15 protein-coding genes are annotated in these 11,950 nt (G+C 61.8%); 9 read left to right on the top strand and 6 right to left on the bottom strand.

Going from position 1 to position 11,950, the window contains the following annotated elements:
- The first annotated feature begins 1 nt into the window (after position 1).
- The 8 genes from gspF to gspM are packed head-to-tail and all read left to right on the top strand — an operon-like array spanning position 2 to position 5,432.
- Positions 2-1,210, top strand: coding sequence for a type II secretion system inner membrane protein GspF (gene gspF / locus PSUM_RS20995; protein ID WP_020796163.1), 1,209 nt, complete (start codon positions 2-4; stop codon positions 1,208-1,210).
- Between the two features lie 2 nt (positions 1,211-1,212).
- Positions 1,213-1,662 (top strand): type II secretion system major pseudopilin GspG, encoded by a 450-nt coding sequence (gene gspG / locus PSUM_RS20990; RefSeq protein WP_020796164.1) that lies wholly within the window; start codon positions 1,213-1,215, stop codon positions 1,660-1,662.
- Positions 1,663-1,665: 3 nt separating this feature from the next.
- Positions 1,666-2,133 (top strand): type II secretion system minor pseudopilin GspH, encoded by a 468-nt coding sequence (gene gspH / locus PSUM_RS20985; RefSeq protein ID WP_033044047.1) that lies wholly within the window; start codon positions 1,666-1,668, stop codon positions 2,131-2,133.
- The gene (gene gspI, locus PSUM_RS20980) at positions 2,126-2,509 is read left to right on the top strand and encodes a type II secretion system minor pseudopilin GspI (RefSeq protein WP_033044049.1); all 384 of its coding nucleotides are present in this window, start codon (positions 2,126-2,128) and stop codon (positions 2,507-2,509) included. Before gspH ends, gspI begins: the two co-directional genes overlap by 8 nt.
- Positions 2,502-3,044 carry a type II secretion system minor pseudopilin GspJ gene (gene gspJ / locus PSUM_RS20975; RefSeq protein WP_020796167.1) on the top strand — a complete coding sequence of 181 codons (543 nt, stop codon included), beginning with the start codon at positions 2,502-2,504 and terminating at the stop codon, positions 3,042-3,044. The genes gspI and gspJ overlap by 8 nt, the downstream gene beginning before the upstream one ends.
- On the top strand, positions 3,041-3,871 hold the full coding sequence (locus PSUM_RS20970) for a type II secretion system protein GspK (protein ID WP_033044050.1): 831 nt from the start codon (positions 3,041-3,043) through the stop codon (positions 3,869-3,871). The genes gspJ and PSUM_RS20970 overlap by 4 nt, the downstream gene beginning before the upstream one ends.
- Positions 3,868-4,974 (top strand): type II secretion system protein GspL, encoded by a 1,107-nt coding sequence (gene gspL, locus PSUM_RS20965; protein ID WP_083350025.1) that lies wholly within the window; start codon positions 3,868-3,870, stop codon positions 4,972-4,974. The genes PSUM_RS20970 and gspL overlap by 4 nt, the downstream gene beginning before the upstream one ends.
- The gene (gspM, locus tag PSUM_RS20960) at positions 4,971-5,432 is read left to right on the top strand and encodes a type II secretion system protein M (RefSeq protein ID WP_020796170.1); all 462 of its coding nucleotides are present in this window, start codon (positions 4,971-4,973) and stop codon (positions 5,430-5,432) included. The genes gspL and gspM overlap by 4 nt, the downstream gene beginning before the upstream one ends.
- Here the strand turns inward: gspM and PSUM_RS20955 are convergent.
- Complete coding sequence (locus PSUM_RS20955) at positions 5,425-6,705, bottom strand: MFS transporter (protein ID WP_083350026.1); 1,281 nt, start codon at positions 6,703-6,705, stop codon at positions 5,425-5,427. The two genes, gspM and PSUM_RS20955, sit on opposite strands and share 8 nt — an antisense overlap.
- A 119-nt stretch (positions 6,706-6,824) precedes the next feature.
- On the opposite strand from PSUM_RS20955, the gene PSUM_RS20950 reads away from it, so the two are divergent.
- On the top strand, positions 6,825-7,727 hold the full coding sequence (locus PSUM_RS20950; protein ID WP_020796172.1) for a LysR family transcriptional regulator: 903 nt from the start codon (positions 6,825-6,827) through the stop codon (positions 7,725-7,727).
- A 137-nt stretch (positions 7,728-7,864) separates the two neighbouring features.
- Here PSUM_RS20950 and PSUM_RS20945 read toward each other — a convergent pair whose 3' ends face one another.
- The 5 genes from PSUM_RS20945 to PSUM_RS20925 are packed head-to-tail and all read right to left on the bottom strand — an operon-like array spanning position 7,865 to position 11,946.
- Complete coding sequence (locus PSUM_RS20945) at positions 7,865-9,091, bottom strand: beta-ketoacyl-ACP synthase (protein WP_033044227.1); 1,227 nt, start codon at positions 9,089-9,091, stop codon at positions 7,865-7,867.
- Positions 9,091-9,819, bottom strand: coding sequence for a 3-oxoacyl-ACP reductase FabG (gene fabG / locus PSUM_RS20940; protein WP_020796175.1), 729 nt, complete (start codon positions 9,817-9,819; stop codon positions 9,091-9,093). Before fabG ends, PSUM_RS20945 begins: the two co-directional genes overlap by 1 nt.
- Entirely contained in the window at positions 9,816-10,277 is a 462-nt protein-coding gene (locus tag PSUM_RS20935) for a hotdog family protein (RefSeq protein ID WP_020796176.1), read from the bottom strand. The genes fabG and PSUM_RS20935 overlap by 4 nt, the downstream gene beginning before the upstream one ends.
- Positions 10,274-11,467, bottom strand: a complete 1,194-nt coding sequence (locus PSUM_RS20930) for a beta-ketoacyl-[acyl-carrier-protein] synthase family protein (protein WP_083350027.1) — start codon at positions 11,465-11,467, stop codon at positions 10,274-10,276. Before PSUM_RS20930 ends, PSUM_RS20935 begins: the two co-directional genes overlap by 4 nt.
- A complete protein-coding gene (locus tag PSUM_RS20925) occupies positions 11,464-11,946 on the bottom strand; it encodes a hypothetical protein (RefSeq protein ID WP_020796178.1) in 483 nt (160 codons plus the stop codon). Before PSUM_RS20925 ends, PSUM_RS20930 begins: the two co-directional genes overlap by 4 nt.
- Positions 11,947-11,950 lie beyond the last annotated feature (4 nt).

Raw genomic sequence — 11,950 nt, 5'->3', positions numbered from 1 at the left:
CATGCCGACATTCGATTACCGGGCCGATGACGGTCAGGGTCGCCGTTGCAAGGGACGGCTGGAGGCAGACAACCCCCGTCATGCTCGGCAACTGTTGCGTGAGCGCGGGTTGTGGCCGCGGGACTTGAAGGAAATCCGGGTCGTTGGTGGCACAAACAAGCCAGGCAGCGCAGGGCGTTTGAGTGCCGCCGACCTGGCACTGCTGACACTGCAATTGTCCACGCTGGTTCAGGCCGGATTGCCCTTGGAGGAATCTCTTGAGGCCGTGGCGAAACAGAGTGCCAAGCGTCGGGTTGCCAGTTTGCTGTCGATGGTCAGGAGTCGGGTCATGGAAGGGCATGCCCTCGCCGATGCGCTGGCGCAGTTTCCCAAGGCGTTTCCCGACCTGTTCCGTGCCACCGTGGCCGCTGGCGAACGTTCCGGCCATCTGGGCCATGTGCTGGAGCAATTGGCCGCGTATACCCAGGCTCGCCAGGCCTCACGGCAAAAGATCCAGATGGCGTTGGTGTATCCGTTGATCCTGATGTCGGCCAGCGTGGTCATCGTCGGCTTTCTGCTCGGTTACGTGGTGCCCGACGTAGTGAAGATTTTCGTCGACAGCGGCCAACCGCTGCCGTGGCTGACGCGGGCATTGATACGTACCAGTGACGGGTTGCGTAGCCATGGCTTGTTGTTGATAGCTGCGCTGGCGCTGCTGGTCGCCCTCTGGCGCTGGAGCTTGAGTCAAAGAGCCTGGCGCCTGCGCTGGCATCGCCTGGCGTTGAACGTCCCGGTTTTTGGCGACGTGCTGCGCGCAATGGAGGCCGCACGATTTGCCAGCACCCTGGCCATCCTCGGCAAAAGCGCCGTGCCTTTGGTCGACGCATTGGAAATTGCCGCTGCCGTGATCGGCAACCTGACCATCCGTGCGCGAATGACCGATGTCGCCCGCTCGGTCCGCGAAGGCGCAACCCTGACCCATGGCCTGGAATTGAGCGGCGATATCCCGCCGATGATGCTGCACATGATCGCCAGTGGCGAGCGGGCGGGCGAACTCGATCGCATGCTGGCCCGCGCCGCCGAACAACAGGAAAGCAGCCTGGCGGCGCGAATTGCCCTGGTGGTGAGTCTGTTCGAGCCCGCGATGCTCGTGCTGATGGGCGGCGTCGTGTTGCTGATCGTCCTGGCCATTCTGCTTCCGATTCTCAGCCTCAACCAATTGGTGAATTGACCATGCACGCTTTACGTCACAGAACTTCCCAGCACGGCTTTACCCTGATCGAGATCATGGTGGTGGTAGTCATCATCGGCATTTTGGGGGCAATCGTGGTGCCGCAGTTCATGAGCCGCCCCGATCAGGCCAAAGTCACCGCGGCCAAAGTCGATCTCCAGGCCATCGGCACCGCCCTGGAAATGTATCGTCTCGACAACTTCCACTACCCCTCCACGCAACAAGGGCTGGAGGCCTTGAGCAAGCGACCTTCCGGAATGCCGGCGGCGAGGAGCTGGAACCCTCAGGGTTACCTGAAATCCTTGCCCGTTGATCCGTGGGGCACGCCCTATCAGTACCTCAATCCCGGTGTTAAATCGGCGGATGGCGGCTATGACTTGTATTCCCTCGGGTCCGATGGCGTAGCGGGTGGCGAAGGGCACGCAGCGGAAATCGGCAATTGGGGTAGTTGAACCATGCCGCGCCGTAGTCGGGGATTTACCTTGCTGGAAATGATGATCGTGACCGTCCTGATCGGCGTGCTGTTGGGCATGGTGAGTCTGGCCACGGGCATCCACCCGGCACAGCAAGCGAGGCAGGAAGCGAGCGCCCTGGGTGGCGTCATCCGCCAGCTGCGGCAACAGGCAGTGCTGGAGGGGCGCGAATACGGTCTGCGGCTGAGCGTCCTGGGGTACCGGTCGATGCGTCTGGATGGGCGTGGCTGGGAACCGCTGGCCGCCTTCAACCGATGGCCCGAGAGCTTGCAACTGAGCCTTGAGCAGGAGGGGTATGCCCTGAGGCTGGGCGCTGACGTCGGCCCTCCGCAGATTCTGCTGTACAGCAGCGATGAAACCAGCAACTTCACACTGACGTTCGCTGGCAAAGACAAGATTTGGGCGACCCTGTCCGGTGATGGCATGGGCGAGATCATGATCGATGAGTGAGCCACCGGCCATTGTTCGCATGAGTGGATTCACCTTGCTTGAAGTCATGGTGGCCCTGGCGATTTTCGCGACCCTGGCGACGGCGGTGCTGTCCGCAAGCCAATACGTGGTCAGGCAGGCAGGCGCTGCCGAAGAGCGTCTTCTCGCGGCCTGGGTGGCAGACAATCAGCTGAGCGAGCTGCGACTGCAATCGTCCCCCGTGCTTGCGCAGCCACAACGGATGGTGAGCCTGGGTCAACGCGACTGGGTTGTACGTCAAAACGTCGACCCGACGCGCGATCCTCCCGGGTTGTTGGTCGAAGTCGAGGTCGGCCTTGCCGGACGTGACCAGACCCTGTTCCGCGCCACCGGTTGGATAGCCAATCGTCATGAATGAGCAAGGCGGATTCACCCTGCTCGAACTGGTTATTGCCATTTCGATTTTTGCCTTGCTGGGGCTGGCCAGCTGGACGCTGTTCGACAGTGTGGTGCGCGTGCAGCGGGGCACCCTGAGCCACGAACGTGAACTCAGGAACCTGCAACGCGCCGTGGCAGTAATCGAACGTGACCTTATGCACATCGCGCAGCCGCCTGTCGTGCAAGACCCGTCGCAGTTGCAACTGCTGCGCGGCAATTGGCGTAATCCGCTGGACTTACCGCGCAGTGAGCGGCAGTTGCTGACTTATCGACTCGACAACGGCGCGCTTTGGCGTGACAGCCGGGCGGAAGGGGCGCAGAGCGTGCAGCGGCAAAAACTGCTCGACGATGTTCGAGAGGTGCGTTGGCGTCTGTACGACAGCCAGGTTGGTTGGCGCGGCGATTGGCCGTCCGGGCAGAGCCCGAAGGCGCCCTTGGCGGTGGAAATGCAAATGTCGGCAGGGCGCTTCGAGGCGATCCGTCGGGTGCTGTTATTGCCGGGAGCACTGCCATGAGGGCCGGTCAACGCGGCGTTGCTCTGATCAGTGTGTTGCTGGTCATGAGCCTGGCGTTATTGATCATCGGCGGCATGCTGCGCAGCCATCGCGCATTGCTGCAAAGCACCGGGCAGCAGTTACAGCAGATGCACCTGCGGCAACTCGGTGTAGCCGGGGAAACCTGGGGCCTGGTGTTGCTCAAGGCTCAGCAAAAAGACAGCGAGCCGATGGCCGAACCTTCCAGCGCTTTTGCCATTGAAGATGCGCAGATACGCGTCGAGATCGAGGATCTGGCCGGTCGTTTCAATCTCAATACCCTGTTGATTCAGGGGCAGATCGATCAAGTCACGCTCAAGCGCTGGATGCGTTTGCTGACGCTGCTCGAACTGCCGTCGTTGCAACTGCAGCAAGTAGGGCCGCTGCTCGAGCTCAGCCAGCTGCGACTGCTTCCTGGTGTCGATGCTGAGCTGTTGCGTCGTTTGGCGCCCTGGGTCGCGCTGTTGCCGGCAAAGGCCACGATGAACATCAACACAGCGCCAGCGCTGGTATTGCGTACGCTCGACGGTATCGAGCGCACCACGGCCGAAACCTTGGTACGCCAGCGTTCCCCGGCAGGCTGGCCAAGCGTTCAGGCCTTTACCCAGGACCCGCTGATATCCGGTTTGGGCTTGAGCGGCCATGGCCTGGGCGTTGATAGCCGCTGGTACCGGATCACCGTTCAAGTAACCCAGGGGCAGGGGCATCTGCGGCTGGCAACCGATGTCGAACGCGACCCCAAGACGCGTCAGTTGAAGATCCTGCAACGGCGTGTTCTCCCCTCGAATGCAAGCGAGATCCAGCAATGAAAACCTGGCTTTATCTAACAGCCGAAGGCTTGGGCCTGCCCACGCTCGCCTGGCCTTGTTGTCTATGGACTTCGACCGGCGAACGGCAGCGCTTGCCCTTGGATCAAGCGGCACAGTCACTGGCTGGGCAGGCGGTCGATGTGCTGTTGCCCATGGAACTGTGCAGTTGGTTGCTCAGCGATCCATGGCCATCCAGGCGCCAACCTGATGCCCAGGCCATCGCTTACGCTGTCGAAGAGCAGTTGAGCCAAGCCCTGGAAAAGCTGCACCTGAGTACCGGTGCGCGCGATCCACAAGGTCGCTATCCGGTGATGGTGATCGACCGCGAACGATTTGCCGTTGTCCTCGCGCTGCTGGCCGAAGTGAGTATTAAGGTGCGATCTGTGTTCGTCGATGCCGATGTGTTGCCTCGTGACCAGGCACTCGGCATCTGGTGGTTTGGCCGCTGGTTGCTCGGTGGAGGCTTGCCTGCACGCCTGACGTTGTCGGATGAAGATCTGGTGGCGCTCGAGCCAGGCTTGCCCAGGGACGTTCAGTGGCGTGACGAGCGTAAGGATGCCACTGATATCGATCAGTGGCTGATCCCGGTGCATGGACCGGCAATCAATCTGTTGCACGGCGATTTCGCGGCGCCTCGAAAGCGCCTGCCCTGGCGTTTCGGCGGGCTGGTCGTGTTGTCGCTGCTGCTGCTCGACTGGGGTGCCAGCGCGGCACGTATCGGCTTTCTCGAAAACCAGACCCGCCAGCTCTACAGTCGCAACGTGGAGCAATTCAAAGGGCTTTACCCGGAGCAGACCCGCATCGTTGACCTGGCGTTACAACTCAATGTAATGCAAAGCCAAAATGCGGCCCCTCAGGACGGCCATATCGCCGGGCTGGTCAAACTCGTCGAACAAGTCATCGGCGCCAGCAATGTCGATGTCCAGCGCATTGAATTTCGCGAAAGCGATGGTTGGAAAGTCCGGCTGACCGCCAATAGTTTTACCGAACTGGAATTACTGCGTGAGCGTGGCCGCCAGCAAGGTTTGCCTGTGCGACTCGACAGCGCGAGCAAGGAAGGCGATCGGGTGCAGGCGACCCTGACCCAGGAGCAAGGCGCATGAAGCTGAGCGGGTTGGTCACATGGCCGGTGCTGCTGCAGCGCTGGCAGCGCCTGTCGCTGCGCGAACAACGATTGTTGCTGGTGTTGGTCGCGTTTGTCTTTGGTGTAGCGGCATTCAGCCTGGTCTGGCAACCGACGCAACAGCGTCTTGCAGCGGCCGAGCGTCAGTATCAGCAGCAGCTGGCACTGACGGCGCAACTGCAGCTGGCGCGTCCGCGCAGCATGCGCGAGCCTGTCACTCAGCCGCTGTCACTGCACGTCAGCGAAAGTGCTACCGAGGCCGGACTCGAACTGCATCAGGTCAACACCGACGGTGATCAGTTGCGCCTGAACCTCAGCGGTGACGCCAAGGCATTACTGGCATGGTTGGACCGCATCGAACGTGACGGCACCGCGCTGCAATCCTTGACCCTGGAAAAGCGCAACGCGGTACTGGAGGCGCAGATAGTGCTCAGATAGTCGCACCGGTGCCTGGCAGTGGCGGCAACTTTGAAAGCTTCAAGGCGACCATTAATGCCACGGCCAGCAGTCCACCGATGAACAAGCCGATTCCATTCCAGCCAGCCAAGTGCCAGAACACGCCGCCCGCCGTGCCAGCAATGCTTCCTCCTGCGTAGTAGCTGAACAGGTACAAGGACGATGCCTGGCCCTTGGCCGTGGTGGCACGACGGCCGATCCAGCTACTGGCGACGGAGTGGGCGCCGAAGAAACCGAAGGTGAAGACCAGCATGCCGATGATGACCAGCGGCAATGGCGTAAACATCGTCAGGGCGAGACCGCCGATCATCAGCGCGATAGTGCTCCAGAGCACTTTGCGGCGGCCGATTTTGTCGGCCAGCGAGCCGATTTTCGCCGAACTGTAGATACCCGAGAGATACACCACCGAGAGTAATCCGACAAAGGCCTGTTCCATGTGGTAAGGCTCGGCCAGCAGGCGGTAGCCGATGTAGTTGAACAGGGTGACGAACGCCCCCATCAACACAAAGGCTTCGAGGAACAGCAGTGGCAGCCCGGCGTCGCGAAAGTGCATGGTGAAACCGTCGACCAGGCTGCGCGGGTGCAACGAGCGGGCACGGAAGTTGCGCGATTCGGGGAGGATTTTCCAGAATACCGCTGCCGCAATCAGTGCCAGGCCGCCGATCACCAGCATTGCCGTGTGCCAGCTGACGAAGTCGATCAAGACGCCGGTGATAAGACGCCCGCTCATCCCGCCGATGGCGTTACCGCCGATGTACAAACCCATGGCGAGGCCGATGTGCTGCGGGTGAATCTCTTCGCTCAAATAGGTCATCGCCACCGCCGCCAGGCCGCTCAACGACAGTCCAATCAGCGCGCGCATCGCCAGGACACCGTGCCAGCTCGGCATCATCGCGCTGGCCATGGTGCACAGTGCGGCGGCAAACAGCGCCGCCACCATCACCGTTTTGCGCCCGACGCGATCGGAGATCGGGCCGGTGATCAGCAGGCCAATGGCAAGCATGCCCGTGGCTACCGAGAGAATCAGGCTGCTCTGCGCCGCGTTGATCGAGTATTCGTTGGACAGCAGCGGCATCATCGGTTGCACGCAGTAGAGCAGGGCGAACGTCGCGAAGCCGCCGCAGAACAGCGCCAGCACCGTGCGCATGAAGGCTGGCGTGCCTTTTTCGATGTAGATCTCTTCCAGCTCGGCAGCCACATCGTCTGGTGTGGCGGGAGGAACTTCATGGGTAAGTGGAGCGACAGCAGTTTTCACGGTGGACCTCGGAGGAGCGCAGCCCGTCAGGCAATGAAAAAAGCATATAGCTGGCTAATGATTCAATCCAATATATTGTTCGACCTGTTTGATAGCTTTAACGACCTAATGGGGTTTTCATGGAATTGCGTCATCTGCGTTACTTCATCGCTGTCGCCGAAGAACTGCACTTCGGCCGCGCTGCGCAGGCGCTTGGTATCTCGCAGCCACCGCTGAGCCAGCAGATCCAGGCCCTGGAGCAGGAAGTGGGTGCGCGATTGTTCGAGCGTACCAATCGTCGGGTCGAGCTGAGCGAGGCCGGTCGACTGTTCCTGGAAGAGGCACGGCTGGTGCTGGCGCAGGTCGACAAGGCGGCGGATGTTGCGCGGCGGGCGCAGTTGGGCGAGTTGGGCGAACTGAAAATCGGCTTCACATCGTCGGCACCGTTCAACTCAACGATTCCCCAGGCGATTTTTTCGTTTCGCCAGCGTTTTCCGGCAGTGCATTTGAATTTGCGGGAAATGAGCAGCACCCAGGTGGCCGATGCGCTGGTGGATGAGTCGATCGAAGTCGGGATCATGCGGCCGCTGGGGCTGCCGGATTGCTTGAGCGTCGTCGAGTTGATGCGTGAGCCGTTAGTGGCCGTGCTCAGTTCCAAGCACCCTTTGGCGCAGGGCAGTGAAGAAGGCCTGTTCCTGTCCGCCCTGGCACTGGAGCCTTTCGTATTTTTCCCCCGTAGCTATGGCAGTGGCCTGTACGCACAATTACTCAGCCTGGCCCGTGATGCCGGCTTCAGCCCGCACTTTGCCCAAGAGGCCGGCGAAGCGATGACTATCATTGGCCTGGTAGCCGCAGGATTGGGTGTGTCGGTGCTGCCGGCGTCTTATCAGCGAATGCGCATCGACGGGGTGGTCTATCGGCCGTTGCTCGACCCGGCGGCGGTGTCGGCGGTGTGGCTGGTGCAGCGCAAGGACCAGAAGTCGCCGATGGCGCGGGCGTTCGTGGAGTTGTTGACGAGGAAGGTTGAGCCGTTAAAGTCATGAAGGCTGCACCGTCCCTGTAGGAGCGAGCATGCTCGCGATGGTCGTCAACGATGACGCTTGTTTCCTGGTGACACGCGGCGTTCTTTAGTCCATCGCGAGCATGCTCGCTCCTACAGGGATTGAAGTGCGCTCGCCGCCTACGCCCAGCGTTTGAAAATCAACGACGTATTCACCCCGCCAAACGCAAAATTATTGTTCATCACGTACTGATTGCTCATCTGCCGGAACTCGCCGCGCAGGTAGTCGAGCTTGCCGCAATGCGGGTCGACTTCGTCAAGGTTCAAGGTGTGGGCGTACAGGTCGCTGTTCATCATTTCGATGCTGAACCAGGACTCCAGCGCACCGCAGGCGCCGAGCGTGTGGCCGAGGAAGCTCTTTTGTGAGCTGATCGGCATGTGTTCGCCAAACAGGCTGCTGGTGGCCAGGGTTTCGGCGATGTCGCCCTGTTCGGTGGCCGTGCCGTGACCGTTGACGTAGCCGATGTCGGCAGGGCTCAAGCCCGCATCTTCCAGGGCCAACTCCATGGCCCGGCGCATGGTGACTTGCTCCGGGCGGGTGGTGTGCTGGCCGTCGGCATTGCTGCCGAAACCAACGAGTTCGGCATGAATACGGGCACCTCGCGCCAGCGCGTGTTCCAGTTCTTCGAGCACCAGCATGCCGCCGCCTTCACCGATCACCAGGCCGTCGCGCCCTTTGTCATAGGGACGCGGGGTAGTGTGCGGGGCGTTGTTTTTCAGGCTGGTGGCGTAGAGTGCGTCGAACACCATGGCTTCGGTCGGGCACAGTTCCTCGGCACCGCCAGCGAGCATCAACGGCAGGCGGCCGAACTTGATGGCTTCGTAGGCGTAGCCGATGCCCTGGCTGCCGCTGGTGCAGGCGCTGGAGGTGGGGATCAGGCGGCCGGTGAGGCCGAAGAAGATGCTGATGTTGGCCGCGGTGGTGTGCGGCATCATGCGCACGTAGGAGTTGGCGTTCAGGCCTTCGGCCACCGAGTTCAGCAACATGTTGCCGAAGGCCTTGATCTCGTCGGTGCTGCCCGTGGAGGACCCGCAGGCAACGCCCATGCGCCCGTCCTTGATCGATTCGTCACCGAGCAATCCGGCATCGGCCAACGCCCGCTCCGCTGCGCCGACGGCCAGTCGCGAAACGCGGCCCATGCTGCGCAGTTGTTTGCGCGTCCAGTGGCTCGGCACGATGAAGTCATCGATGGGCCCGGCCAGGCGCGTATTGAGTTCAGTGAAGCGGTCCCATTCGTCCATGCGGCGAATGCCGCTGCGGTTGGCTGCGAAGTGGTCGGCGATGGTTGCCCAATCGCTGCCCAGCGAGGTGATGCCGGCCATGCCGGTGACGACGACACGTTTCATCAGCACAGGCCTCCGTTGACGGCCAGCACCTGCCGGGTGATGTACGAGGCTTCCGCCGACATCAGGAAATTCACCGCGCCGGCCACCTCTTCCGGGGTGCCCATGCGTTGTGCGGGGATCATTTTCATCAGTTCTTCCACCGGCACGTTTTCATCGAGCATGGCTGTGTCGATCAGGCCGGGTGCGACACAGTTGACGGTGATCTTGCGCTTGCCCAACTCGATCGCCAACGCCTTCGCCGCGCCGATCAACCCGGCCTTCGAGGCGCTGTAGTTGACCTGGCCGCGATTGCCGATCAAGCCGGACACCGACGTGATGCAAACGATTCGCCCGGCAGCGCGACGACGGATCATCGGCATCATCACCGGGTGCAGCACGTTGTAGAAACCGTCGAGGTTGGTGCGCATCACCACATCCCAATCATCCTCGCTCAGCGCCGGAAAAGCACCGTCACGTGTCAGCCCGGCGTTGAGCACCACGCCGTAGTAGGCGCCATGGGTTTCGACGTCGGCCTCAAGGATGGCTTTGCAGCCGGCGCGGTCGGACACATCGAATTGCAGGATGCGCGCAGTGCGACCCAGGGTCTCGATTTCGACTTGTACGGCTTGGGCATCCGCCAGGCCACTGCGGCAATGCAGCACGATGTCATGCCCGGCCTGGGCCAGGCGCAGGGCGATGGCGCGGCCGATGCCACGGCTGGAACCGGTGACCAGTACGAATTCAGTCATGACTGGACTCCTTCGGATTCATCAAGATATTGAGCCGCCTGAGGCGGGCGATACACGTTCAGGCGGGCGCTGGCGTGAATGCCGGGTGCGTTGATGTGGCACTCGAACACGCCCATGCCGTTGTCATCTTCCAGGGAGCGGATGCCATGCAGGGTCAGTTCGGTGCCGGCGGGAAAACGGTCGACGTTGCATTCGAACTTGCGAGAGCCGAGCAAAAAGCCCAGCTGCGTTGCATCGCCGCGCTGGCGCGCATGGCAACCGGCGAAGGCCGCGACGCTCTGGGCCATGAGTTCAATCCCGACCCAGGCCGGCAGGCTGCCGTCGGGCAAATTGAACAGACCGTCGGGCTTGACCCTGAGGCGTGTATGAATCTGCTCTTCATCGAATGCCAGGATCTGCTCGATGAGAATCATGTCGCCAGCATGGGGCAGCAGTTCGGCGAGCGGCCAATCAATCATGGGGCGTCTCCGATAATCAGGCTGACGTTGTTGCCACCGAAGGCGAAGGAGTTGCTCATCAGGTAGCGAGGTCCAGTGGACGCCAGGCGATCGGCGGGAGTCACCCATTTGAGGGTGGGCAGCTCGGGATCGGCTCGGCCGTCCCAGACATGCGGGGCCAGGAGGTGCTCGCGGTTGTCGTCACTCAGGCTCAACCAGCAGAAGGCGGCTTCCAGCGCGCCGGCCGCGCCAAGGGTATGGCCGGTCATGGGCTTGGTCGAAGAACAGGGCACGCCGGCCGGGAACACCGCCGCCACTGCGTGGCTTTCCATGGCGTCGTTGTGTTGGGTGGCGGTGCCATGCAGGTTCAGGTAGGCGATTTGCTCAGGCCGCAGTCTGGCCCGGCTCAAGGCCTTGCGCATTGCCTGTTGGGCGCCGCGGCCGGTGGGTTCTGGCGCGGAAATGTGGTGCGCATCGGAACTGGCGCCACTGCCAAGCAGGGCAATCGGCTGGTCGCCAGGCTGCTTGCTCATCAGGAACAGCACGGCTGCTTCGCCGATATTGATGCCGTTGCGGTTCACTGAAAACGGATTGCAGCGCTGCCCGGACACGGCTTCGAGTGCCGAGAAGCCGTTGAGCGTCAGCTTGCACAGTGTGTCGACTCCACCGCACAGCACCACATCGCACATGCCCAGATCGAGCAGGCGCTGGGCACTCATCAATGCGCGTGCGCTGGAGGTGCAGGCAGTGGAAATCACATAGGCCGGGCCGCTTACTTGCAGCCAGTCGGCGAGAAAGTTTGCCGGTGCGCCGAGTTCCTGTTGCTGATAGTCGTATTGCGCCGGAAATTGCTGTTCGCGCACGTAGCGAGCCAGGCCCTGGCTGGCTTCGTCGATGCCCGACGTACTGGTGCCCAGCACGATGCCGATGCGATCGCGGCCGTAGGTCTGGATGGCCTGATCGATGTCACCGCGAATTTGCAGCGTGGCCTCCATCAGCAATTGATTGTTGCGACTGCGTTGGCAGGCCAGTTCTGCGGGAATCGGCACGAGATCGCCACGCACCGCGCCTACCGGTAATGAACGCTCTGGCACCCAGCCGGCTTCGCTGCGCATGCCTGAGCAATCGCCGGCGAACAGGTGGCGGGCGACTTCTTGTTTGTCACGGCCCAGGGCGCAGACGACCCCGAGGGCATTGAGGTAAGCCGTCATGGTGCGTCACCGCTCAGGGGGGTGATTAGATATTTCGGGCCTTTGGGCAAATTCAATTCGAAGCTCAATGGTTGTGAATAACGGACGTCCCAGCGCGCTGGCAGCGAGCGTTGCGCCCCGTATTGCCACGCCTTTGGATAGTTGCCAGGCAGTTCATCCCTGGGGGTCAGTGCAAACAGCAACGCGGCGAACAGCTCACGGGCTTCCGGGTTAGGCGGCAACAGGCCATCGGCTTGCCAATGGCTATCGACCAGTTTCTGGCGGGCCTGCGGAATACCCAGCAAGTCCATCATCGACCAGCGTATGGCAGGGCCTTCACGCTGGATGACCAGTACCCAGTCCTGGCGTTGTTCGGCCTGCAGGCGCTGGATGTGCAATTGCAGCGGCAACGCCATGCTTGGGGTCTGCGCGGGCAGTGGCGCCTGGCTCGCGCAGGCGCTCAGCAGCAGGATGCAGCCGAGCAGCAGAACTCGAATCATCAGG

It is taken from the genome of Pseudomonas umsongensis (genome assembly GCF_002236105.1).
In the GTDB taxonomy this organism is placed as follows: Bacteria; Pseudomonadota; Gammaproteobacteria; order Pseudomonadales; family Pseudomonadaceae; genus Aquipseudomonas; species Aquipseudomonas umsongensis.
This window is presented reverse-complemented; position numbering and strand designations above follow the sequence as displayed.

What these genes read in the sequence shown, in the direction of transcription:
- gspH (WP_033044047.1), top strand. Translation starts at nt 1,666, where the DNA reads ATGCCGCGCCGTAGTCGGGGATTTACCTTGCTGGAAATGATGATCGTG.
- gspI (WP_033044049.1), top strand. Translation starts at nt 2,126, where the DNA reads ATGAGTGAGCCACCGGCCATTGTTCGCATGAGTGGATTCACCTTGCTT.
- fabG (WP_020796175.1), bottom strand. Translation starts at nt 9,819, where the DNA reads ATGACTGAATTCGTACTGGTCACCGGTTCCAGCCGTGGCATCGGCCGC.
- PSUM_RS20945 (WP_033044227.1), bottom strand. Translation starts at nt 9,091, where the DNA reads ATGAAACGTGTCGTCGTCACCGGCATGGCCGGCATCACCTCGCTGGGC.
- gspJ (WP_020796167.1), top strand. Translation starts at nt 2,502, where the DNA reads ATGAATGAGCAAGGCGGATTCACCCTGCTCGAACTGGTTATTGCCATT.
- gspF (WP_020796163.1), top strand. Translation starts at nt 2, where the DNA reads ATGCCGACATTCGATTACCGGGCCGATGACGGTCAGGGTCGCCGTTGC.
- PSUM_RS20930 (WP_083350027.1), bottom strand. Translation starts at nt 11,467, where the DNA reads ATGACGGCTTACCTCAATGCCCTCGGGGTCGTCTGCGCCCTGGGCCGT.
- PSUM_RS20935 (WP_020796176.1), bottom strand. Translation starts at nt 10,277, where the DNA reads ATGATTGATTGGCCGCTCGCCGAACTGCTGCCCCATGCTGGCGACATG.
- gspM (WP_020796170.1), top strand. Translation starts at nt 4,971, where the DNA reads ATGAAGCTGAGCGGGTTGGTCACATGGCCGGTGCTGCTGCAGCGCTGG.
- PSUM_RS20950 (WP_020796172.1), top strand. Translation starts at nt 6,825, where the DNA reads ATGGAATTGCGTCATCTGCGTTACTTCATCGCTGTCGCCGAAGAACTG.
- gspL (WP_083350025.1), top strand. Translation starts at nt 3,868, where the DNA reads ATGAAAACCTGGCTTTATCTAACAGCCGAAGGCTTGGGCCTGCCCACG.
- PSUM_RS20970 (WP_033044050.1), top strand. Translation starts at nt 3,041, where the DNA reads ATGAGGGCCGGTCAACGCGGCGTTGCTCTGATCAGTGTGTTGCTGGTC.
- gspG (WP_020796164.1), top strand. Translation starts at nt 1,213, where the DNA reads ATGCACGCTTTACGTCACAGAACTTCCCAGCACGGCTTTACCCTGATC.
- PSUM_RS20925 (WP_020796178.1), bottom strand. Translation starts at nt 11,946, where the DNA reads ATGATTCGAGTTCTGCTGCTCGGCTGCATCCTGCTGCTGAGCGCCTGC.